The 22,442-nt window shown below is 40.0% G+C and carries 19 protein-coding genes and 3 tRNA genes; 9 read left to right on the top strand and 13 right to left on the bottom strand.

The window, feature by feature from the left end; all coding sequences use genetic code 11:
* Positions 1–27: 27 nt before the first annotated feature.
* Complete coding sequence (locus SD427_RS04155; RefSeq protein ID WP_320560031.1) at positions 28–1,617, bottom strand: DUF4270 family protein; 1,590 nt, start codon at positions 1,615–1,617, stop codon at positions 28–30.
* A 15-nt stretch (positions 1,618–1,632) separates the two neighbouring features.
* Complete coding sequence (locus SD427_RS04150; protein WP_320560030.1) at positions 1,633–2,403, bottom strand: glycogen/starch synthase; 771 nt, start codon at positions 2,401–2,403, stop codon at positions 1,633–1,635.
* Positions 2,404–2,583: 180 nt separating this feature from the next.
* Here SD427_RS04150 and panC point away from each other — a divergent pair, with 180 nt between their 5' ends.
* Complete coding sequence (gene panC, locus SD427_RS04145; protein ID WP_320560029.1) at positions 2,584–3,432, top strand: pantoate--beta-alanine ligase; 849 nt, start codon at positions 2,584–2,586, stop codon at positions 3,430–3,432.
* Positions 3,433–3,725: 293 nt separating this feature from the next.
* Here the strand turns inward: panC and SD427_RS04140 are convergent.
* From SD427_RS04140 to SD427_RS04130, 3 genes are all read right to left on the bottom strand, one after another.
* Positions 3,726–3,798: transfer RNA gene (locus tag SD427_RS04140), tRNA-Lys, on the bottom strand.
* A 53-nt stretch (positions 3,799–3,851) separates the two neighbouring features.
* Positions 3,852–3,934 (bottom strand) — tRNA-Leu (locus tag SD427_RS04135).
* Positions 3,935–3,970: 36 nt separating this feature from the next.
* A tRNA-Lys gene (locus SD427_RS04130) sits at positions 3,971–4,043 on the bottom strand.
* A 114-nt stretch (positions 4,044–4,157) separates the two neighbouring features.
* Between SD427_RS04130 and SD427_RS04125 the strand changes: the two genes are divergently transcribed.
* The gene (locus tag SD427_RS04125; RefSeq protein WP_320560028.1) at positions 4,158–4,673 is read left to right on the top strand and encodes a shikimate kinase; all 516 of its coding nucleotides are present in this window, start codon (positions 4,158–4,160) and stop codon (positions 4,671–4,673) included.
* Positions 4,674–4,683: 10 nt separating this feature from the next.
* On the opposite strand, the gene SD427_RS04120 is transcribed toward SD427_RS04125, so the two are convergent.
* Complete coding sequence (locus SD427_RS04120) at positions 4,684–5,124, bottom strand: RNA-binding S4 domain-containing protein (RefSeq protein WP_320560027.1); 441 nt, start codon at positions 5,122–5,124, stop codon at positions 4,684–4,686.
* A gap of 54 nt (positions 5,125–5,178) precedes the next feature.
* On the opposite strand from SD427_RS04120, the gene SD427_RS04115 reads away from it, so the two are divergent.
* Complete coding sequence (locus tag SD427_RS04115) at positions 5,179–5,928, top strand: hypothetical protein (protein WP_320560026.1); 750 nt, start codon at positions 5,179–5,181, stop codon at positions 5,926–5,928.
* Between the two features lie 44 nt (positions 5,929–5,972).
* On the opposite strand, the gene SD427_RS04110 is transcribed toward SD427_RS04115, so the two are convergent.
* Positions 5,973–7,490: an FMN-binding glutamate synthase family protein gene (locus SD427_RS04110; RefSeq protein WP_320560025.1), complete on the bottom strand. Its 1,518-nt coding sequence runs from the start codon at positions 7,488–7,490 to the stop codon at positions 5,973–5,975.
* Positions 7,491–7,622: 132 nt separating this feature from the next.
* On the opposite strand from SD427_RS04110, the gene SD427_RS04105 reads away from it, so the two are divergent.
* Positions 7,623–8,300, top strand: a complete 678-nt coding sequence (locus SD427_RS04105) for a hypothetical protein (protein WP_320560024.1) — start codon at positions 7,623–7,625, stop codon at positions 8,298–8,300.
* Between the two features lie 6 nt (positions 8,301–8,306).
* Here SD427_RS04105 and mtaB read toward each other — a convergent pair whose 3' ends face one another.
* A complete protein-coding gene (mtaB, locus tag SD427_RS04100) occupies positions 8,307–9,653 on the bottom strand; it encodes a tRNA (N(6)-L-threonylcarbamoyladenosine(37)-C(2))-methylthiotransferase MtaB (protein WP_320560023.1) in 1,347 nt (448 codons plus the stop codon).
* Positions 9,654–9,948: 295 nt separating this feature from the next.
* On the opposite strand from mtaB, the gene SD427_RS04095 reads away from it, so the two are divergent.
* Positions 9,949–10,284, top strand: coding sequence for a nuclear transport factor 2 family protein (locus SD427_RS04095; protein ID WP_320560022.1), 336 nt, complete (start codon positions 9,949–9,951; stop codon positions 10,282–10,284).
* A gap of 43 nt (positions 10,285–10,327) precedes the next feature.
* Here the strand turns inward: SD427_RS04095 and SD427_RS04090 are convergent, their stop codons facing one another.
* Complete coding sequence (locus tag SD427_RS04090) at positions 10,328–12,421, bottom strand: gliding motility-associated C-terminal domain-containing protein (protein ID WP_320560021.1); 2,094 nt, start codon at positions 12,419–12,421, stop codon at positions 10,328–10,330.
* A gap of 134 nt (positions 12,422–12,555) precedes the next feature.
* Positions 12,556–13,353, bottom strand: coding sequence for a hypothetical protein (locus SD427_RS04085; protein ID WP_320560020.1), 798 nt, complete (start codon positions 13,351–13,353; stop codon positions 12,556–12,558).
* A gap of 194 nt (positions 13,354–13,547) precedes the next feature.
* Here SD427_RS04085 and glgP point away from each other — a divergent pair, with 194 nt between their 5' ends.
* Complete coding sequence (glgP, locus tag SD427_RS04080; protein ID WP_320560019.1) at positions 13,548–15,212, top strand: alpha-glucan family phosphorylase; 1,665 nt, start codon at positions 13,548–13,550, stop codon at positions 15,210–15,212.
* 89 nt (positions 15,213–15,301) lie between these two features.
* On the opposite strand, the gene SD427_RS04075 is transcribed toward glgP, so the two are convergent.
* Positions 15,302–15,484 (bottom strand): DUF6496 domain-containing protein, encoded by a 183-nt coding sequence (locus tag SD427_RS04075; RefSeq protein ID WP_320560018.1) that lies wholly within the window; start codon positions 15,482–15,484, stop codon positions 15,302–15,304.
* A gap of 12 nt (positions 15,485–15,496) precedes the next feature.
* A complete protein-coding gene (locus SD427_RS04070; protein ID WP_320560017.1) occupies positions 15,497–15,970 on the bottom strand; it encodes a hypothetical protein in 474 nt (157 codons plus the stop codon).
* Positions 15,971–16,091: 121 nt separating this feature from the next.
* On the opposite strand from SD427_RS04070, the gene SD427_RS04065 reads away from it, so the two are divergent.
* Positions 16,092–18,221, top strand: a complete 2,130-nt coding sequence (locus SD427_RS04065) for a S9 family peptidase (protein WP_320560016.1) — start codon at positions 16,092–16,094, stop codon at positions 18,219–18,221.
* A 346-nt stretch (positions 18,222–18,567) separates the two neighbouring features.
* Here SD427_RS04065 and SD427_RS04060 read toward each other — a convergent pair whose 3' ends face one another.
* Complete coding sequence (locus SD427_RS04060; protein WP_320560015.1) at positions 18,568–18,813, bottom strand: hypothetical protein; 246 nt, start codon at positions 18,811–18,813, stop codon at positions 18,568–18,570.
* 82 nt (positions 18,814–18,895) lie between these two features.
* Between SD427_RS04060 and SD427_RS04055 the strand changes: the two genes are divergently transcribed.
* Positions 18,896–20,551 (top strand): peptide MFS transporter, encoded by a 1,656-nt coding sequence (locus tag SD427_RS04055; protein WP_320560014.1) that lies wholly within the window; start codon positions 18,896–18,898, stop codon positions 20,549–20,551.
* Positions 20,552–20,682: 131 nt separating this feature from the next.
* Positions 20,683–22,434, top strand: coding sequence for a peptide MFS transporter (locus SD427_RS04050; protein ID WP_320560013.1), 1,752 nt, complete (start codon positions 20,683–20,685; stop codon positions 22,432–22,434).
* Positions 22,435–22,442: the final 8 nt, after the last annotated feature.

The raw sequence follows: 22,442 nt of genomic DNA, 5'->3' as shown, positions 1-22,442 counted from the left end.
AATTGATCAAGTGTTTTTTTTTAAAATTTATTTTGTACCGTAAATGACTCTAAGCGTTGCTTTGTTCGCGTCACTGGTTTTTGACCCTACGAATACAGCCCTGCTTGTATTATAGGGAGTGGTTGTAAACTGATATCCTGCTAAACCGGTACCTGCAGAATTACTCTGGAAAGATCCCATATCAATTCTGAAATATTTCGTAGGATTTTTGGTTTCCGTATTGGTTTCCGTGCTTGACTTCGGCTCTACAATATCTTTCAAAGATTTAGTAACGATAAAATCATAATAAGCAGGGTTTTTATCTAAATCGTACGCTTTATAAATAGTATAATTATTTGATCCGGCCAGATTCAATACATCATTTGTAAAATTGGTTACTGTTGCATTTGGCTCAGTAGATGAAATATATTTCTGCACGAAGGTAAAAGCTGTCGGTTTAGCATAACCGTTATTCCAGCTGGTATCCGTATACAGTCTGATTTTAGCACTGATGATGGCAGCTTTGTTTTCCTCATACAGTTTTTTAAGTTCCGTAATGGTAGATTCCGGAAACTTTATGCCAATTGAAGGTCCACCCATTCCCTGGGCAAATAATTTTTCATCACCGTTTTTTCTGTCACCGATAGCAGCCGTTCCTAATGCAGATCCTGCTCTATCATATTGGTACTGGCCGATATGCGTATTGGCAGCGCCCAAAGCAAAAGCATAGGTTGCAGGAGTTTTGGTTGTTACGCCGTTTTCTGTTTTGTCATATTTGTAGTACATGATCAGCTCCATATCATTTGGCGAAAACTGGAATAAATATCCGTCATTTTCTGCTACGGAAATTCTAAGCCCTTTGATGTGCCTGATAAAATTCGATGCATCCTGAAGCTCAGGCTGGTCTTTTTTAGCGATAATTTTATCCTGGAAGAATGTCTTGTCCAACGGAATTCTTATTCCCGGAACAGAAGCTGTGAATAAAGCACTCCCGTCGCCGTCTTTTGTAATTGCAATGGAACTGATACTTCCCTTAAACTCTTTTGAACCTAAAGTTTTAGCGGCATCATATGCAAAATTCTGGTTAGAAACAACGGTATCAGAAGGTCCTTTTAAAAACTCAGTAACTTCATTTACATTGATATTGAATGTTCTTTTCGCTTTCCCGAATTTCAGGACCGGATAAGTATTCACTACTTTTTTGGCACTTATATTAGCCTCCGTTGTTGTTGAATACGTATAATTATCATCCACAGTAGTTGTGGTAACAGAATCTGAAGCATAGGTAGGCTTCATCACCAAGACTACAGAATCTACAACAGCATTTGTCCCAAAATCCGGATCATAGGTAGATAACCTCAACTGGGTAAGATATGATGCTTTCTGCAGACCGAACTGTCCTTCGTTGAAAGCACCCAGAACGGCATATGTTAATTTTCCGGCATCACTTCTGATGCTGTTGTTATTATCAATATTAAAAGCAATAATGTCGAGAGACTTTTCCTTACCCTGTGCAGCATCGTCCAAAAACAGCTGCTCACCAAGCGTATCGGCATCCGGCTCACAATTGTAAAGCAGTGCACTTCCAAAAATCACCATAGACAATACGGTGACCGCTTTTTTAATCGTATGAATCATTAAAAATAATATGTTTTAATAAAGTTGATTGATTGAATTTACATCAAGGTATTCCGACTTCGGCGTGCTGGTTTCATTAAAGGCCTTATCCAAGTCTTCATCCAGAAATTCGTCTCCTTTTACCACCATGTCCACATAGTTCATGCTGTCTGCCACAAAAGTCTTTACACTTGGGTTCTCTAAAGCCTTAAGGCCTGAAATATTGTCAAACTTAAGTTTTGCCGCGATGTTCTGATCCAGTGCCGCATCCTTTTCATTATATAATGAAAGCACAATTTTTGCGTCTTTGAAATACGTATCAGATTCGTAATATGTTTTTAGATAAATCGGGACGAAAGAAGCCATCCAGCCATTCAAATGAATAACGTCCGGAACCCAGTTCAGTTTTTTGATGGTCTCTATAACCCCTCTCGCGAAGAAAATAGCCCTTTCGTCATTATCGTCGAAAGCCTTACCCTCGTCATCGAAATAATATTGTTTTCTTTTGAAGTATTCTTCATTGTCAATAAAGTACACCTGAAGCCTTTCTCCCGGAAGAGAAGCTACTTTGATAATTAAGGGCTGATCCAGATCATTGATTATGATATTCATTCCTGAAAGGCGGATCACCTCATGCAGCTGGAATTTTCTTTCACTTATCTGTCCAAATCTTGGCATAAAAACTCTTACATCATTGCCTTCGTTGTGCATCTTAAGTGCCATTTTATTTACCACTGCAGCCATATTGGTATCTTCCTGATATGGATACATCTCTGTAGTAATGTACAGTATTTTTTGATTCGGCATAAACTTCTATCTAATTTTTGTAAAAATGCTTTAATGCGCAAAATTACGAAAAAACATCCAACATTAGTTTAATTAACATTTTTTTACGATAATTCCCATCTTGGCATTGGTAATACAGCGTTAATTCTATTATAATTATATGATATTTTTACTATTTTTGAATTACGATTTAAATAAACTATGGAAGTTCTAAAAAGTAAAAAAGTTCTTCAGGATTTCATTGAAAGACAGAAAGAAATGGGTAAAAAGATAGGTTTTGCCCCTACAATGGGCGCCCTTCATAACGGCCACTTATCCCTTTATAAAGAAGCCAGAAAAGAGAATGACCTGGTGGTTTCATCAATTTTTGTTAATCCCACTCAATTTAATAATGCTGAAGACCTGGAAAAATACCCCAGGGACATCAACCGGGATATTTCAATTCTTGAAAAATCAGGCCTGGTAGACGCGGTATATATTCCTCAAGTATCTGATATTTATCCTGAAAAAACAGAAAGCCAGCATTATGAATTTGACGGCCTGGAAAATGAAATGGAAGGAAAATCAAGACCCGGGCATTTTGACGGGGTCGGGACGGTAGTGGAAGAGCTGTTCAGGCAGGTAAAGCCGGACAGTGCATACTTCGGTGAAAAAGACTTTCAGCAGCTGGCGATTATCAAAAAAATGGTTGAAAAGAAAAAAATTCCGGTTAAAATAAAAGGTGTTTCTATTTTCCGGGCGGAAAACGGACTGGCCTTAAGCTCCAGAAACCAAAGGCTGCTTCAGGACCGTAGAGAAGCGTCCAAAGTTATTTTTGAAACACTGAACAAGGTAAATGACTGGTTCAGGATCGTGACCGTTCCCGAGATCAAGGAAAGGGTCCAGGATATTTTTGACCACCAGAGAGGCATGCAGCTCGAATATTTTTTAATTGCAGATGAAAAAACTTTAAAAGAAACGGATTTCTTCTATAAAGATTGCAACTTCAGGGCTTTTATCGTAGTAATGGTGGACGGAGTAAGGTTAATTGACAACATGCATCTGGATTAATTAAAGAATCCAGTTATACTTTAAGCCAGGCGTTACTACTTTAAGTGACGCTTTTTTACTGCAGTTTAGTACCCGTTTTATAAGCGAATCCGGAAAACATGAATCTCTTCCTTTTCATTGATTCATCAAACCGGTTGTACCGGCATCTTTATTGCTTGTGCATGGAAATTAAATAAACACAGGAATTTTCCAATCTGAACTATATACAAAATCAAAGGCCTCCTGTAGGAGGCCTTTGAAACACCAAATCACAAAATATTAATATGAAAAAAATTTACTTTTCAGTAAACTTGTGACCCGGCTGGGATTCGAACCCAGGACCCATACATTAAAAGTGTATTGCTCTACCAGCTGAGCTACCGAGTCGGCCACAATTAAAAGTGAAGCGTTTCACTTTAATCATTAATTTTCTTTTGCAGTGCCTGCGACTGGACTCGAACCAGCACATCCTTAGGAAACCACCCCCTCAAGATGGCGTGTCTACCAATTTCACCACGCAGGCAATAAAATTACAAAAATCCAGTAATTTTTTTGCTAGTGACCCGGCTGGGATTCGAACCCAGGACCCATACATTAAAAGTGTATTGCTCTACCAGCTGAGCTACCGAGTCGGTCACTTTAGCACCAAGTTTCATTTGATTAATGTCCCTTGTTTTAAGTGGTGCAAAGATATAGCTTTTTTTTATTTCTCAAAACTTTTTTGCAAATTTGTTTAAAAAAAATTCATGATAATTTCACTGGTCGGATACATGGGAAGTGGCAAAACTCACATTTCCAAAATATTAAGCGAGAAACTCAATTTTAAATTTATTGACCTCGATAAAGAGATTTTTCAGAGAAACAAATTAACCATTCCTGAAATATTTGAAAAAAAGGGAGAACTCTACTTCAGGAAGCTGGAAAGGGAAGTTTTAGAAGAAATTCTGGCGAAGGAAAAAAATGCGGTTCTAAGCCTGGGAGGCGGAACACCTGTTTATTACAACAATATGGAAATTATCAATAGTAATTCAAAAAGTGTATTCCTGAAAGCTTCCGTAGGCACCCTGTCTGAAAGGCTTTCCAAACAAAAGGAAAAGCGGCCGCTGATTGCCCATATTTCTGATGAGAACCTGCCTGAATTTATTGCCAAGCACCTGTTTGAAAGGAACCTGTTTTACGGCAAGGCACAATTCAGCGTGGGTACAGACCACCGGCAGCCTGAGGATATCGTGGATGAAATTATAGAAAAGCTCTATCTCTAGAGCTTTTACTTTAATCTTCTTTCTTCTCGGTACCGTCATTGGTTTCGCCAAAGAAATCGTCCCAATCCGTAAAATCCGAGTCAACATCGTTTCCTACGTAATCATCCATTTCCCGCCGGTCTTTTTTGGTAGGCCTTCCTTCTCCCCTGTTCCGGTAATAATCCTGGGACATTTTACGCGTTTTCAGCAGTTCGTACTGTTCTTGGTCCGTCACATCCTTGATATGGAGCGGTACCAGCTTGGCTCCCATCCTGCTTTTGGGAATCTGAATGACCTTGATTTTATAGTCGATCTGATTCTTGCGGATCTTAATCACATCCCCTTCTTTCACCTCTTTGGAAGACTTCACTACAGAGTCACCGATAGCTACCCTGTTCTTTTTAATTTCTTCTGTAGCAATGGTTCTTGTCTTATAAAACCGAATACTCCATAAAAATTTATCTATTCTCATAATTTTTTATACTTTTGCCGTTATATTATTTGTAAAGTAATTAAAGTTTTTGAAATGAAAAAAATATTTTTATATATCCTTGCAGGATCTCTTTGTTTTTCTGCCTGTAAAAAGGATGATGATGAAGTGGCAACTTTCATAGAGCCGGATGACATCGGAGTAAGAAATTCATATGACGACCAGGCCATTCAGAAGTATATGACTGAAAATTATCTGGATGCCCAGGGAAATATAAAAGCGTTCAGCTCTACAGATGCTGCCGATGACAATGAAAAAAAACTTTCTGAACTTAATCCTGTAAAACTGCCTTCAGGAGTCATCTATATCGTAAGAAACGGTGCACAGCCGGCAACAGGCGTTACGATAGAAGCGAATGCAGCCACCCAGATCAGAACCATGATCAGAGCCAATTATTACCTTGCCACCGATACGGACGGCAATGTAGCTTTTGCATCCGGGGGAAGCCTTACCAATACCATCAACGGAGGCGGCTCGCCGCTTACCGATCCTTTGTTTTATTATGCTAAAAAATCTGTCAGAGATTTGGGGACAACAGATATTGCAAAGCAAAGAAGCTATTATGAGATTGAAGGGCTTCAGGAAGGCCTGACGTATTTCAAAGGATATGCAAATAAAGCGGACGGAGATCCCTACAATCTGCAGGGCGTGATTATCGTTCCTTCAAGAGCAGCCTTTGGAAGAGATGCCCACTACAACTACAACAATTTTTCTTTAAAAAATACAACGTTTGTATTTAACTTCGAGATTTACAAGGCCAATACAAGGCCTAGTGACGATCAATAAAAATTAAAAGCGCTCTAATAAAAATAGAGCGCTTTTTTTATGTTTTAAAATGTAGCTTTATGCTTTACATTCCCTAAAATGTCCGGAAAATAATGATCTGACAGATGATCGAACTCATCGCCTCTCATGAACATACTCGCATCCACTTCTTCATAAGAATTTCTTCCGGCGGCTGCAATCAGCTCATTACAGGTATGAAGCGTGTTTTTATGGAAATGGTATACCCTTTCAGCTTTATCGGTTACATCAAGGCCTTTGATCAGCATTTTATCCTGAGTGGCAACACCGGTAGGGCAATTGTTGGTATTGCACCTTAAAGCCTGGATGCAGCCTAAAGAGAACATAAATCCTCTTGCGTTATTGCACATATCTGCTCCCATAGCAACAGCCCTTAAAATATCCAGGCTTGTAAGAACTTTTCCGCTGGCAATTACCCTTAACTTATTTCTCACTGTATAATGCATAAGCGTTCTGTTTACATAAATAAGAGCAGGTTCAAGCGGCATCCCCACGCCGTCTGAAAACTCAGGCGGCGCCGCTCCGGTTCCTCCTTCCGCTCCATCCACCGTAATGAAATCAGGATAGATTTTCAGAACGTTCATCTGGGCACAGATGTCTTCAAATTCTTTTGTATCCCCGATACACAGCTTAAATCCGACAGGTTTTCCACCCGAAAGCTCCCGTAATTGCTGCACAAACCTCAACAGTCCGGCCGCATCCGAAAAAGCAGAGTGCGACGGCGGCGAAACAATGGTCATCCCTGGCTTTACATGGCGGATCTTTGCAATTTCCGGTGTATTTTTCACGCCCGGCAGAACGCCTCCATGTCCGGGTTTTGCGCCCTGTGACAATTTTATTTCAATCATCTTAACATTCGGCAGGTTAGCATATTTTGTGAATAATCCCGGACTGAAGTTTCCTTCATCATCCCGGCATCCGAAATATCCGGTACCGATCTGCCAGCACAGGTCACCGCCCTCCATATGATAAGGTGAAATTCCGCCTTCACCCGTATTGTGATAAAAATTTCCTTTTTTAGCCCCTCTGTTTAATGAAACCTGAGCCCTGTCGCTTAAAGACCCGAAACTCATAGCTGAAATATTGAGCAACGAAGCGTGGTAAGGCTGTGTGCACTGTGCGCCTCCTACCCATACCCTCGGAAGGTCTTCTGCCGGAGACTTGGCATAGATGGAATGCTTAATCCCTTCATATTTCCTGTGGTTGATTTCCAGCTGTGTCCCGAAAGGCACGGTATCATTGAGGTTTTTTGCCCTTCTGTATACAGCGGAACGCTGATTTCTCGGAAAAGGCTTTCCATCCGTCTCTCTTTCAATAAAATACTGCTGCATTTCCGGGGAAATGCCTTCAAAAATATATCTGAAATAGCCTAATACAGGGAAATTTCTTAGGATTGCATGTTTTGTCTGGCTGGCATTATAAACTCCCAGAGTATATACTGCCGTTAACAACATAGGGATCCAGTAATGCGCCCTGATCAGCAGTGCCACAGCCCAGGTAACAATCACCAATACCAATCCCCAGGATAAAAACTTATCTCTCATAAAAAATGTAGATTTAAAAGTTAGTAAAACTTAAATATAACGGAATTTAAGTAAAGTCACGATCAATCACCGAAGATTTAATAAAATTTTATAGGTATCAAATTATTATCTTTAGAAAAAATTAATCAGCCGATGGATGTAAACAAAAAGGTTACCAAAAACTTTTATTACTGTACCTTTATTCTCTTCTTTATCAATTTTTCCACAAAAAGTTTTGGTCAGCAGCTGGTTCCTTATCAAATCAGCAAAGATGTTTCGATCCAAATCCCACAAGAATTCATTGTTGTGAATACTTTGGACCAGAATATAATCCGGGCACCTTTAGAAGATGAGGCTCTTCTGATCATGAATTCCAGTAAAAAATCAGCCTCCTACATAGAAGACAAAGATGAACTTCTGAAATTTTATGAAGATTTCCAGACAGGAATGTTAGATGAAACCAAAGGACAACTTATCACCAAATCTTTTGTACAGATCAATGGATTATACTTTCTTAAATCAAGTTTCAGAACCAAAATCAGTGATGCCGATAAGATTTGGCATAATTATCTGTTATTGCTTGATAAAACTTCATACACTTTTATCCTGATGGGGTCTCCTGAGAATACCAAAAATACAAAGTTCTTTGAGGAAAAAATCATTCCTTCCATTACATTCAGGAAAGGACTGAACCAGGAAAATCAATTCAACACCAACACAGAAGATTCACCGGCATATAATATCGGCAAACTGGCAGGAACACTTTCTGTTTACGGACTTGCAGGCGGCCTTATTCTATTCTTTATCTTAAGAAACAGAAAAAGTAAATAAACAGGCTTAAATCTTTTCTAAGAAACGTTCAAAAGAATTCATGACAGAAACGGCACCGTCTGCCTCAATTTTTTCCAGTTTTAAAAACTCAATCTGATTAACAGAAGCCTGATCGAAATCTTTCTGTACCCTCACATAATTTTCTGTGAACCCAAACATTTTTCCGTCTTTATTTTCATGTTCCCAAAGCACGGGAAGCGTTTTTCCAAGCTGTGCCTGATAGAAGGCCATTTTTTTCTTTTCAGAAAGGATCCTCAGCATTTTATTGCGATGTTTTCTTTCAGGGATAGGTACCGTACCATCCATTCCGGCAGCTTCGGTATTTTCTCTTTCAGAATAGGTGAAAACATGCAGATAACTGATGGGAAGCTCATTCAGAAAATTATAGGTTTCCATAAACAATTCTTCAGTTTCTCCCGGAAAACCAACGATGATATCAACACCAATTGCCGCATCGGGCATCACTTCACGGATTTTGTTTACCCGGTTTCTGTAAAGTCCGGTAAGATAGCGGCGCTTCATTTTTTTCAGTAAATCGTCGCTTCCTGACTGCAGAGGGATATGGAAATGCGGAACAAAGCTCCTGCTTCTTGAAACCAGTTCGATGCTTTCATCTTTCAAAAGATTAGGCTCAATGGAAGAGATGCGGATTCTTTCGACCCCGTCTACCCGGTCTAATTCTTTAATCAAATCTAAAAAAGTATGTTCGTGCCTTTTGTTTCCGAATTCGCCTTTGCCGTAGTCACCGATATTTACACCGGTCAGAACAATTTCGCGGATATCTCTTGCTGCAATTTCCCGGGCATTTTTCAATACATTTTCGATGGTATCTGATCTGGAAATTCCTCTGGCTAAAGGAATCGTGCAGTACGTACACTTATAATCACAGCCATCCTGCACCTTTAAAAAGGCTCTTGTCCTGTCCCCGATCGAATAACTCCCGATAAAGAAATCGGTTTCTTCAATTTCACAGGAATGAACCAGCCCTTCGCTTCCGGATTTCTCCAGATCATCCAGGTAACTTAAAATATTGAATTTCTCTTTGGCACCCAATACCAGGTCTACTCCCGTAATCCGGGAAATTTCTTCAGGCTTCAGCTGGGCATAGCATCCTACAATAACCACCAGTCCTTCCGGATTGGCTTTCATCGCTCTTTTTACATGAAACTTGCATTCGCGGTCTGCATTTTCCGTCACCGAACAGGTATTGATTACGTAAATGTCCGCTTTCTCATGAAAACTTACCTTATCATATCCCGCATCGGTTAACTGGCGGGCAATTGTGGATGTTTCCGCAAAATTTAATTTGCAGCCAAGGGTATGAAATGCGGCAGTTCTGTGAAATTGAGACATTTATTGTTTCTGAATTTTGTGGTTGCAAAGATAATAATTTAATATGAATTCTGGATTGATTGAGTCTATTGCTTAAATTCATCCCTTATTTCAGGATAGGTTTTAAATTGTTCTTTTCATTATGTTTCCGGTACATCTGCTCATCGGAAACCTGATCAAATTACCGGTTTCCAGCTTATAATATCCGGACCATTGTGTCAATAAGTCTTTCATAAAGATAAATTTAAAACCAGATCAAGGTTTTTCGCGTATATTATGTTAAACAGAACTTATGAATTGCAGAATCAGTCATTTTATGAAAGACTTAAATTCTCTGAATACGGAACATCTTGAAAAATGGTTTACCGATGAAAGCACCATCTGGATTCCGCCGATGAAGGAAGTTTCAGGAAAAAGCAGGATTCTGGCTTTATTCAGGGCTATTTTCAAGCGTTATGAAAAATTAGAATGGCATGTTTCTGAAATTTTCAATCTGGGAAACAACAGGTATTTTTACCAGACGCGTTCATCAGGAAACAGACTGGGAAAAGGAAGTTACCAAAATGAAATCTGTACCGTCATCCAATTCTCCGAGAAAGGAAAGATATTATACCTCTCCGATTATTTTAAAGATACCAATGCATTTAATTAAAAGCCATCTTCCGTAAGATGGCTTTTTTATCATCAGATAATCTCTATTCCCTGTTTTTTACCATGACCCATCCTGAATATTTGAATAATGTACTCTTTTTGTCATTTTCATTCCATGTTATGGAATACCAATAGGTACCGGTAGGGACTTTTTTACCGCCGATGGTTCCGTCCCATTTATAAGCATTGAATGTATTGGCTTCGAATATTTTATTTCCGTAACGGTCGAAAATATTAAATACCAGGTTCTGCTTGTTTCCCAATGCAGAATAGTCAATAATGTCATTAACACCGTCTCCGTTTGGGGTAATCACATTAACCAGGTTCGGGACAACAATGGTGATATCAACAGGTTCACAGTCGTAAGCATCTTTTACCATAACATGATGATCGCCTCTGATCACATTGGTAAAGACATTCGAATCCTGCCAGTTGATACCGTCCATAGAATACTGATATTTCGGGGTTCCGCCTTTAACATTTACGGTAACTGTAGTATTGGCAATATCCACATCTGAAATTACCGGCTGTTCGGAAGAATACACTTTTACGGTCTGCCGCGTAATACATTCACCTGTTTTCAGCTTGACCCAGTATGTTCCTGCGCCGACATTATTAATCGTTTGGGAAGTAGCACCGGTGCTCCATTCATAAGCGGTAAAACCCGGGCCTGCATCCAGCGTTGTTTTATCTTCCATACAGATTATTTTATCCTGCAGGATATTGGAATATACGGGAGGCAGAACCAACAAATTGACTTTGGCGATGGCAAAACATCCGTTTCCGTCGGTAACTTTTATAAAAACAGTGCCGCTAGGCGCTATATAAGCGGTTGGGTTCAGAATTTCATTGGTCCCGTTCTGGGCATCTGTTAAAGACGGATAATATTTTTTAATGCCCGTCTGTGCGGCTACCGCTGCTGTTGTCAGGTTAAATAAGGCTGTTGAAGGGTTTGATTCTATGAAACATGATCTTAAACTGGCCTCGGTTACCACCACAACAGGATAAAATTTCAGAGAAATGACGGCTGTTGCCGTGCATCCGAATGATGAGATTATTTTCACATATACGATTCCTTCCGCAGATACAAAAGCTGCAGGGTTGGTAATTTCATTGGTTCCCGCATTTAGATCAGCCAGAGTATGGTAATATTTTTTGATGGCCAGCGGATCACCGAAGACCGCGGCAGAAGTGAGGTTAAATGTACCTATGCCCGCATTGTTGTTGTTACAGCTGAAAAGATTTACATTCGTACCTGTAATATTCCCCTGTTTAAACTTAAAAGCTCCCACCTGCCTGCAGGAATTAAGCGGGTTATTGGGGTTTGCCGGGTCCTGGTAATGAATACTGAAATAATAAACAGCAGTTGTACTTACGGTTTGCGGTACCAGGATCGGGTTTACGCCTGAAAGCGCGTCATTCTGAGAAGTATGGTAACTGATCTGGAAATTCGCATTTCCGTTAAGGATTCCGGCAGACAAAGTATTGAAATTAAAAACCGCAGGGTTCTGGCATATGACAATCTCCCTGGGATCCGCAGGATTGGCGGCAGGAACACCCGGTGGCGAAAAGGGCTGGGTCTGGATTGCAGGATTGGTAAACGGCGAAGCCAGGGTAGCCGTTCCGCCCCAGGTTAAGGAGAAAGGCGCCAGGGTCGGGTTGAATACATCCACCCAGTTGTCTATGTACAAATAATAGGTCTGTCCCGGCAGAACATCAAGGTATTTGCAGTAGGGCGTGGCAGAACCTCCGGCAGCACTGGTAACCGTACTGGTCATATTTAGCCCTGTAGAAGCACCCACTCCGATCACTGTGGCTGCATTACAGCGTATGGCGGCTCCCAGGTTTGCACAGGAAACATTCGGTCCGTAGATCGCCCAGTCATAGTCTGCGTCCGGATCTCCGGGAACAAGATCAAAAGTCAGCGTGCCTCCTGTGGCAATGGTGATTTTGTACCAGATCGAATTATGCTCGCCTGTAATTAAACAGCCTCCTAAGCTCTCATTAACGGCTCCGATTCCGGATGGTGAATAGGTAATACTGGAATTCCCGCATACAGCAAGAGCCGTGGAACAGTCTGCCTGAGAAAAGAGAATCCTTGAGATCAGCAGAAAAAAAAGGAATAGATATTTTTTCATGGTTTCAATTTGATGATAGTGATAAACTGATGTAAAATTGTGTTTATCAAATATAAACATTTCGCATCAAACACCCCGTATAAAATAATAATAATTCATAAAAAAATATAAATTTATGGTATATCAACAAAAAATTATTTAATACTTGTTAGATTTCCGCAAAGGTTCTCCAAATGAAAGATTTTATGAAAAGGGCTTTTTACCTGTTGCAGATTTTCTTTATCCTGGATGAAAGTATACCGTGATGCAATGGAGTTCATATCTGAAACAATAACCAGCCAGCATTCATCAACCGTACTGTCGTAATAAGGGAATTTCTCATTCTTTTTATGGATCAGTTCCACAATTTTTCCTGAACACAGTTCATCAAAAAGGTTCATATTATATTCGTTGGTGATAAAAACATTCCTCCGGTGTGCGGACTTTCTTATTCTTTTTACACAGCCGGCAGGCTTTCCCTGTTTAATGCTCCTGCAGATGTTTAAAATGATTTCCTGCTGGTTTTCTAAGGTAATCCACTTTATACCCGGAAGGAATTCTAAAAAATAAACACCGCGGTATTTCGCGGTGTTTTCCTGTTCCAAGATAATTTCAGCCTGACGAAACATTTTATTCAGGCTGCTTTCTGTCTTTTTCATTTCCATATGGTTGATCACTTCGGTCAGCTCAATCCCGATTTTCTTATCGTTGAACTTTGCAATGAAATCAGGGCTCTCACAGGTCAAATCTTCAAACTTTACGTCAGGGAAATGGTGCATAAAAGAATTAAGCAGCAGGATTTCCGCTTTCTTTCTGTATTTTTCGCGGTCATGAAGCTCGGATTCGTCTATGGTACGGTGATACTTTTCAATCGGCTTCTTTTTCAGATGCCGGTTCAGGTAATATAAACTCAGATTTTTAATTAAATCCTCATCAGAAAATTTCTTTTTCATGTGCTTCATTTTTTATGACGGCTGAACACATACGGACTTCATTGTGCATCATGAAGTTTTTGACTATCAAAATTTTACATTTAAAGGTACTTAAAAAAACGGCAGACAGGGATTTTTTTAAATAATTTATTGAATAATTAACACAGAGTTTGTTTTCATATTTAATATCTTTATATAAATATAAAATTGTTTGTATGGATTTTAATAACTTTAAAATACCCTTTACCGTTAATCCCAAATATTCTAAAAAGGCAGCTTATTTCTCAATGGAGTTTGCCCTTGAACAGGTGCTGAAGATATACTCGGGAGGCCTCGGGTTCCTGGCAGGATCTCATATGAGAAGTGCCTATAATCTTAAACAGGACCTTATCGGGATAGGAATTCTCTGGAAATTCGGATATTATGATCAGGCAAGGAACCATGACCAGACCCTTCAGCCTGTCTGGACAAAGAAAATGTACAGCTTCCTTGAAGATACGGGAATTAAGTTTCAGATTGAAATCCACAGTGCCCCGGTATGGGTAAAAGTATGGTATCTTGATCCTGAGATCTTCCATACAGCCCCGATGTTCTTCCTTTCAACAGATGTCCCGGAAAACGACCACGTTTCCAAAACCATCAGTCACCGTTTGTATGATGCCAACGAAGCAACCAAACTGGCCCAGTATATCCTGCTTGGAAAAGGAGGTGCCCAGCTGCTGGATGAACTGAATATGGAAAGGGAAATTTATCATTTAAATGAGGCCCACGGGCTTCCTGCTGCTTTTCATCTATTGAAAAAGTATAACGGAGACCTGAACAGGGTGAAAGAAAAACTGGTTTTCACCACCCACACGCCTGAAGAAGCCGGAAATGAAAAGCACAGCCTGAAACTCTGTCACGACATGTCTTATTTCTCAGGATTAAGCATGGAAGAAGTGAAGCGTATTGAAGGTTCCGATGATGACAGCTTCAACCATTCACTCTGCGCATTAAAAATGGCAAAAATGGCCAATGGGGTTTCTGAGCTCCACGGGACCGTTTCCAGGACAATGTGGAGCAAATATGAGGGAATCTGTGAAATTACTTCCATTACCAACGCTCAGGAATTCAAATACTGGGCAGACCAGCCTCTTTATGAAGCCAAAGAAGGAAATGATGGAGCAGGTTTTGATGCCCGTAAAAAACATCTGAAGGAAAAGCTGTTTGAAATAGTGGCAGACCAGACCGGGAATTTATTCGATCCCAATATTTTCACCATCGTATGGGCAAGGAGATTTGCCGGTTACAAACGTGCCGACCTGCTCCTGCATGACAAAAAAAGATTCTCTAAACTGCTTAACCATCCCAAATACCCGGTCCAGATCATCTGGGCAGGAAAGCCTTACCCGATGGATTATTCTGCGATTTCAACGTTCAATTCCCTGGTCGAAGAAAGTAAGAATTATAAAAGCATGGCCGTTCTCACCGGATATGAACTTGCATTAAGCAAATCTTTAAAACAGGGCTCTGATCTCTGGCTCAACAACCCGAGGGTTCCGAGAGAAGCGTCAGGCACTTCAGGGATGACAGCCTCCATGAACGGTTCCGTTAACCTTTCAACAGATGACGGATGGATTCCTGAATTTGCAAAACACGGCGAGAATTCTTTTGTGGTTCCTAAATGTGATTATGAGAACATGAGTGTTTACGAACAGGATAATTATGACCTGAACGCATTATATGAAATCCTTGAAAACGAAATCCTACCGGCCTATTATGACAATCCGAATCAGTGGAGACAGATTCAGTACAACGCCATGAATGATGTGAGAGACCAGTTTAACAGTGACAGGATGGCGGATGAATATTATGAAGTCCTTTACAATCATAAGGGTTAATATGATTAAAACCAGACCGCTTATTTTATTCAATGGAAAATAAAGTCGGCCTGAACTAAGTTCAGGCCGACTTTATTAATTAGCAATTTTTATTTTTTCTGCTTCGGGACTTTCAGTCCATCTTCTCTTGCCTCAGAAATCCCGATAGCTACGGCTTGTTTTCTGTCGGTCACTTGATCGCCGGAAGAAGATTTCAGTTTCCCTTCCTTAAATTCATCCATAACCTCATGTATTTTCTCCTGAGCTTTTTTTGAATACTTTTTATCGCTCACTGCTGTTATATTTTAAGATTTAGGCACAGATACGGCAATCTCATATACTTTCGCATTCTTCAGGTATTTTGAACGCTCCCGTGAAGTTACGGATTCAAAATGCCCGTCTTTGATCACCACAATCGGGTCTTCTGCATTTTCGATTTCAAAATTGGTAATATAACGCTCATCCGGAGCATCTTCCCGTAGTTTAGCCTTTATTTTCTGAAGCTCATCCGCATAATCTTTGAAAGCCGGGTCTGAAGAATGGATAAATTTATATTCTTCTCCTGCATCTACAAAATAATGGAGCTTTTTATCCAAAAGTCCCGCTTCGCTAGTAATCGCCGGATTATCATTACCATCCCTGAAAGCTGCTTCTACCAGTTCTCCGCCTTTCTCTTCAGCTGTTTTCTGAGCATCATCATAACTCGAAAATCCGGTATACAGGATTTTGTCTTCCAGTTCATAACGGTTCAGCTTCTGGTCATGTGCATTCGTTTCCATACTTATTATTGAATTTGATTGGATTAGACTTTAACTATTCAATTTTTTTGCCAATATCTCATTCAAATGCTTTTTTATGCATATAATAAAATTGTTATATTTGAAATCTTTAAAATTAGAAATGAAAAAATTCTTATTGACACTTGCAGTAGCTGCTGTATCCCAGGGTTTATCCGCTCAGGAAATCACCCTGGATAAAATATATTCCGGATATTACCGGGGAAAAGGCATTGCCGGGATTGCCTCTATGAAAAACGGTGAAAATTATCTGGTGATCGAACAGGGAGGAATTGCCAAGTATGCGTATAAAACGTCTCAGAAAGAGGGAAATATTGTTGACGGAAGATTCGAGAGTTATGAGTTTTCTGATGATGAATCAAAGATCCTGCTATTAAAAGAAAGCGAGCCGATTTACAGACATTCTTTTCTGGGGAAATTTGACATCAAAGACCTGAAATCGGGCAAAGTCATTGCTTTGAATGAAGGAAAATTCGTCCAGGAGCCGAGATTCTCACCTGACGGCACCAAAGTGGCCTTTATTGCCGATAATAACTTATTCTACCAGCATCTTGATTCCGGAAAAATAATCCAGATTACAAATGACGGAAAGAAAAATGCAGTCCTCAACGGTCTGGCCGACTGGGTATATGAAGAAGAATTCGGGCATGCAAGATTGTATGACTGGACGAAAAACTCCAACGCCCTGGTTTTTGTAAGATCCGAGGAAAGCGAAGTTCCTGAAATTTATATTCCCATCTACGGAAAAACACTTTATCCGAGTGAGATGCGTTACAAATACCCGAAAGCAGGAGAAAAAAATTCTATGGTTTCTGCGCACATCTACCTTTTGGACAGCAACAGCAAAACAAAGGTAAACCTGGATAATTTTAAAAAATATTATATTCCGAATGTTATCCAGACTGCAAAAGCCGATGAAATCGTTCTGATCACTTCTGAAAGGATACAAAATGCTTCTGACGTTTTGAAAGTAAATACAAAAACCGGAGAAGTGAAAAAGCTGTTTACCGAAACGGATGACAAATGGGTAGACACCGATAACGTGACTTTGGAATTCATGGATGACAACAGTTTCCTGTGGGGTTCTGAAAGAGACGGAAACCGTCATTTATACTGGTACAGCCAGGATGGAAAGCTGAAAAAACAGGTAACGAAAGGCAACTGGGAAGTAACCGATTATTATGGATTCAATCCGAAATCAAAGGAAATTTATGTGCAGACCACAGAGAAAGGAAGCATCAATAAAGTAATTTCCAAAATCAATATCGAAAATGGAAAAGCCATGCTGATTTCAAACGGAGACGGAAACAATTCTGCAAACTTCAGCAAAAATTACAATTATTTCATTGAGACATCTTCTACCGCTTCAAAACCTTATACTTTTGTGTTAAAGGACGGAAACGGAAAAGTAGTAAAAGAGCTCCAGAACAATAATGACCAGCTTCAGAAAATAAAAGCTGATAATTTTATTGACAAAGAATTCATCACCATCCCCAATGAAGCCGGAGACCAGATGAATGCCTGGATCATGAAGCCTAAAAACTTTGATAAAAATAAAAAATACCCGCTGTTTATGTTTCAATACTCGGGCCCGGGTTCCCAGCAGGTTTCGAATTCATGGGACAACGGGAATGCATTATGGTTCAACCATCTGGTGCAGAAAGGGTATATCGTGGCTTGTGTAGACGGACGCGGGACGGGTTACAAAGGGACTAAATTCAAGAAAGTTACCTACATGAATTTAGGGAAATACGAAATCGAAGACCAGATTGCTGCAGCAAAGTGGCTCGGGAACCAGTCCTACATCGATAAATCAAGAATCGGAATGTTCGGATGGAGCTTCGGCGGATACATGACGAGCTTAGCCATGACCAAAGGTGCGGATGTTTTCAAAGCGGGAATTGCCGTAGCACCGGTAACCAACTGGAGGTATTATGACTCGGTATATACCGAAAGGTTTTTAAGAACGCCACAGGAAAACCCTGACGGATATGATAAGAACTCCCCTACTGAATATGCAAACTTACTGAAAGGAAAATTTCTGCTAATTCACGGGACTGCTGATGACAATGTACATTTCCAGAACTCCATGGAATTTTCGGAAGCCTTGATTCAGAATAAAAAACAGTTTGAATTTATGGCCTATCCGGATAAAAACCACGGAATCTACGGCGGGCAGACCAGACCGCAGCTGTATCAGAAAATGACTGATTTTATCTTGGAGAATTTATAGAACCCCATAAGAATTAACTATAAAAACCCGAATCTTTATTTTAAGATTCGGGTTTTTATTTTCTGCTTTCCAGATTCTCAGGATTTCTGGATGTATGAAAAACGGAATATACATCACGGTATTTTTACTTTCGTCATATAAATGATGAATCCCGTATGGAAATTTATTAAGAAAAGCAACTCTCTTATGCCCGCACTTTTATTCTAAAGACAACGGATTTCATTTAATAAAAATAATTTTCGAAAGAAATTCTTTCACAAAATTATTCCATAATTTATTGTCAATTTTATTATACCACCGGTTAATTTCCTTTAAATCATCTTTAACAAAATGAGTATAAATCACTTCAGCTTTTACTTTCCAGATTATTTATAAAATCATCCATATTAGATTCAGAGACAAAGCTTTGAGGATTATTCTGAGCATATTCCATTCTTTTTCTTACTTCTTCCTTCTGCCATTCAGGAACTTCATATTGTTTTTTCTTCAAATGTTTATATTTTAAAAAATCAATAAAATCATTTACTTCAAGTAAAAATCCTTTTGGTAATGTTTTCAAATTGTTTTCAATATCCTTTATCGTAATTTCCATTGCCCATCTTTTGTCTAAAGTTAATAAAATTCAATTATTGTTTTTAAAATTTTATATTTGTGAAATTTGAAATTTTGAAACTATGAAGACCAAACATCCCAAAGGCTTGCCTTTCCTCTTCTTTACTGAAATGTGGGAGCGTTTCGGGTATTACCTGATCCTCGGTATCTTTGTTTTATACGTTATTGAACCTGCCGGGATCAAAGGCGGCCTCGGGCTTCCGGATAAGACGGCGGACGATATTTTCGGGACTTATATTGCATTGACCTATCTCACGCCGTTCATCGGAGGTTTTTTAGCCGACCGGGTTTTAGGATATATCAAATCCATTTATCTGGGAGGGATCCTGATGGCAGCGGGATATATCGGGATGGGTATTTTCAAAGACCTTCCCCTTTTTTATTCCTCATTGGCCCTAATTATTATCGGAAACGGGTTCTTTAAACCGACCATTTCCACCCTTTTAGGAAACTTGTATTCAGAAGAACCTTACAGGGCCAATAAAGATTCCGGGTATAATATTTTTTATATGGGCATCAATATCGGAGCGTTCATCTGCAACATTATCGCTGCTTTTATGCGGAACAAATTCGGCTGGGGCGAGGCCTTTATCACGGCAGGAGTCGGCATGCTGGCAGGTCTGGTGATCTTTACGATCGGCCGGAAACATTACATCCATGCTGCACAGATGAAACCCGTACAGGAAGGTGACACCAAGCTTTCTGAAATTATGCTTAAAGTTTTTGTCCCTGCGATTGTTGCCGGGGTCATCGGCTGGGTTATTCCCGGAAATATCTTCGGAAGCGACAGTACGGATGCCTTTATTTTTGCCTGTGTGCCGGTTATTTATTTTTATGCTTCACTGTACTTCAAAGCCAAGCCTGCTGAAAAAGCATCTATTGGTGCCCTGTTATCGGTATTTATGATCAGCATGTTCTTCTGGGCAGTATTTAAACAGAACGGAACCGCCCTGACCCGATGGGCCAACTATTATACGGACAGAAGCGTGCCCGCCTCTATGGAAAAACCTTTGGAAGGAATCTATATGGTGGACGGCAAAAGCTATGCAGATAAGGAAGTGCCTGTGTACGACGAACAGTATCAGTCCCAGAAAGACAAGGACGGAAAAGCCGTAAAAACAACCGGAAAAGATATTTATTTCAAGAATATTGCTCCTGAACAAAAAGCAGAACTGGAAAAAGACCCTGAAAGCAAAGTCTATCTGTACAACACCGAGCTGTTCCAGTCGATCAATCCGTTTTGGGTAATTGCTTTGACGCCGGTAGTGGTAGGCGTCTGGGCTTTCTTAAGAAGAAAAGGAAAAGAGCCTTTGACGCCTACAAAAATCGTGTTGGGATTATTTATTTCAGCCCTTTCCTGCCTGGTGATGGTTCTGGCGGTCTGGGCCGGAGACAACGGGGCCGTAAAAGTTTCACCGTGGTGGCTGATTGCCGGCTACGGGGTTATCACTGTGGGAGAACTGTGCCTTTCCCCGATGGGGCTGTCTTTTGTTTCAAAGCTTTCGCCGGCCAGGATTACCGCTTTGATGATGGGCGGCTTCTTCCTCGCCAACTCAGTCGGAAACAAGCTTTCAGGCATCCTGGCCAGTACCTGGTACAGCTATGACAACAAGATGAATTATTTCCTGGTGAATTTTGCCTTGCTGATATTTGCCACACTTTTAGGGCTTTCCATGCTGAAAAGGCTTAATAAAATCATGAAAGAAAAGGGGCATTAAACCCGTTATAACAAGACAAAATCAGGCTGCAGGGGTATTCTGCGGCTTTTTTATTTAAATGTAAAATTAAACCTTGCCGAAAACACAAAAAAAACTATATTTGTCAGTCTTAACAAAAATTAACAATAAAAATGGATAACATTGAAGCATTAAATCCGAAGAAGGATGAATTTGTAGAGAATAAGGGTTCCAGACATCCTAGAGGATTATGGGTTCTGTTCGGAACAGAAATGTGGGAGCGATTCAACTTCTACGGAATGAGGGCATTGCTTACCTTATTTATGGTGAACTCTCTTCTCATCAAAGAAGCAGATGCAGCAATTATTTATGGTGGTTTCCTTGCGTTATGTTATTTAACTCCTCTTTTAGGAGGTTTCATTGCCGATAAGTACATCGGTAACAGGAATGCGATTCTGGTAGGCGGAAGTTTGATGGCCATCGGGCAGCTGCTTTTATTCTTCAGTGCTTCAACATTTTCGTCTGACTTGGTCAGTGCAAAAACATTAATGTGGCTGGCCTTGTTTATTATTATTTTTGGAAACGGTTTTTTCAAGCCGAATATTTCCTCAATGGTGGGGAGCCTCTATCCTAAACAGGAAAAATCAAAATTGGATTCTGCATTTACCATTTTCTACATGGGTATCAATATCGGGGCATTCTTAGGCCAGTTTATCTGTCCGTACTTGGGTGATGTTAAAGATTCTGCAGGCGTTAGGGATATCTTCGCATTTAAATGGGGATTCTTAGCAGCTTCTATTGCCATGCTTGTAGGTACGGTAACCTTCTTTATCCTTAAAAATAAATATGTTGTAACACCGGAAGGAAGGCCCATCGGTGGATTGCCAAAGAACAATACCAGTGAGGATTTTGAAGAAGGAGAAACCCAGACTGCAAAATTTTCAGGTAAAAATATGGGAATTGCCGCCGTGTTATTTGTTGCGCTTTTCTTTGTATTCAGATACATTTTGGTAGGAGAATTCGGATTCAGCTCTGTAGGAATGGGACAGTTGATTAAAGGGATTATTTACCCTTTCATCTATGCTGCAGGGATTTCCCTGGCATTTTTAATTATGAGCTCTGCAGAAAATAAAGTGGAAAGACATAGAATCTGGGTAATTTATATCGTTTCGTTCTTTATTATTTTCTTCTGGGCTGCATTTGAGCAGGCCGGGTCTTCATTAACCTTCATTGCAGATAACCAGACCGACAGGAATATCTTCGGATGGAATATGCCGCCGTCAATGGTTCAGATTTTCAACGGGTTATTCGTTGTGGCCCTGGCTTTACCTTTCAGTATCCTTTGGGATAAATTGAGAGCAAAAGGAAAAGAGCCCGTATCCCCGATGAAACAGGCAATGGGTCTGGCACTGATTGCATTATCCTATTTCATTATTGCATACAACGTAAAAGACCTTGGAAATACAGGATTACTGGCCATCAAATGGTTGATGTTACTGTATCTTATCCAGACTATGGGTGAACTTTGTTTATCTCCAATCGGATTGTCATTGGTAGGCAAACTGGCTCCTAAAAGGTTTGCTTCTCTACTGTACGGAGTTTTCTTCATCTCAAATGCTGCGGGTTATGCTTTGGCAGGTTCGTTAGGAGCGATTATTCCGGCAACCGGGGATAAATTTGTGAAAGCGGAAAAATTAGGCATCAACCTTCAGGATGTCTTGGATAAAAAGGTAACGCTTACGCCGGAGCAGGTCGCTTTATTTGAAAAGGAACAGTTGCCTGTTGCCAATACAACATTTGCCGGCGTGGAAATCCATAATTTATTTGAATTCTTTATGGTATTCGTAGTATTGTGTGGTATTGCTGCTGTAATTTTAGCAATATTATCGCCAAGATTAAAGAAAATGATGCACGGTGTAAACTAATCCGCATC

The sequence above is a fragment of the Chryseobacterium sp. JJR-5R genome (assembly GCF_034047335.1).
Classification (GTDB): Bacteria; Bacteroidota; Bacteroidia; order Flavobacteriales; family Weeksellaceae; genus Chryseobacterium.
The sequence above is the reverse complement of the archived record's forward strand: the minus strand, read 5'-3'. Positions and strand labels throughout refer to the sequence as shown.

Coding starts and splice junctions, on each gene's coding strand:
- SD427_RS04150 (WP_320560030.1), bottom strand. CDS start 2,403: ATGCCGAATCAAAAAATACTGTACATTACTACAGAGATGTATCCATAT.
- SD427_RS04115 (WP_320560026.1), top strand. CDS start 5,179: ATGAAAAAAATATTTTTATATATCCTTGCAGGATCTCTTTGTTTTTCT.
- SD427_RS04120 (WP_320560027.1), bottom strand. CDS start 5,124: ATGAGAATAGATAAATTTTTATGGAGTATTCGGTTTTATAAGACAAGA.
- SD427_RS04055 (WP_320560014.1), top strand. CDS start 18,896: ATGAAGACCAAACATCCCAAAGGCTTGCCTTTCCTCTTCTTTACTGAA.
- SD427_RS04125 (WP_320560028.1), top strand. CDS start 4,158: ATGATAATTTCACTGGTCGGATACATGGGAAGTGGCAAAACTCACATT.
- SD427_RS04095 (WP_320560022.1), top strand. CDS start 9,949: ATGAAAGACTTAAATTCTCTGAATACGGAACATCTTGAAAAATGGTTT.
- SD427_RS04085 (WP_320560020.1), bottom strand. CDS start 13,353: ATGAAAAAGAAATTTTCTGATGAGGATTTAATTAAAAATCTGAGTTTA.
- SD427_RS04070 (WP_320560017.1), bottom strand. CDS start 15,970: ATGGAAACGAATGCACATGACCAGAAGCTGAACCGTTATGAACTGGAA.
- SD427_RS04050 (WP_320560013.1), top strand. CDS start 20,683: ATGGATAACATTGAAGCATTAAATCCGAAGAAGGATGAATTTGTAGAG.
- SD427_RS04155 (WP_320560031.1), bottom strand. CDS start 1,617: ATGATTCATACGATTAAAAAAGCGGTCACCGTATTGTCTATGGTGATT.
- SD427_RS04065 (WP_320560016.1), top strand. CDS start 16,092: ATGAAAAAATTCTTATTGACACTTGCAGTAGCTGCTGTATCCCAGGGT.
- mtaB (WP_320560023.1), bottom strand. CDS start 9,653: ATGTCTCAATTTCACAGAACTGCCGCATTTCATACCCTTGGCTGCAAA.
- SD427_RS04110 (WP_320560025.1), bottom strand. CDS start 7,490: ATGAGAGATAAGTTTTTATCCTGGGGATTGGTATTGGTGATTGTTACC.
- SD427_RS04090 (WP_320560021.1), bottom strand. CDS start 12,421: ATGAAAAAATATCTATTCCTTTTTTTTCTGCTGATCTCAAGGATTCTC.
- panC (WP_320560029.1), top strand. CDS start 2,584: ATGGAAGTTCTAAAAAGTAAAAAAGTTCTTCAGGATTTCATTGAAAGA.
- glgP (WP_320560019.1), top strand. CDS start 13,548: ATGGATTTTAATAACTTTAAAATACCCTTTACCGTTAATCCCAAATAT.
- SD427_RS04060 (WP_320560015.1), bottom strand. CDS start 18,813: ATGGAAATTACGATAAAGGATATTGAAAACAATTTGAAAACATTACCA.
- SD427_RS04105 (WP_320560024.1), top strand. CDS start 7,623: ATGGATGTAAACAAAAAGGTTACCAAAAACTTTTATTACTGTACCTTT.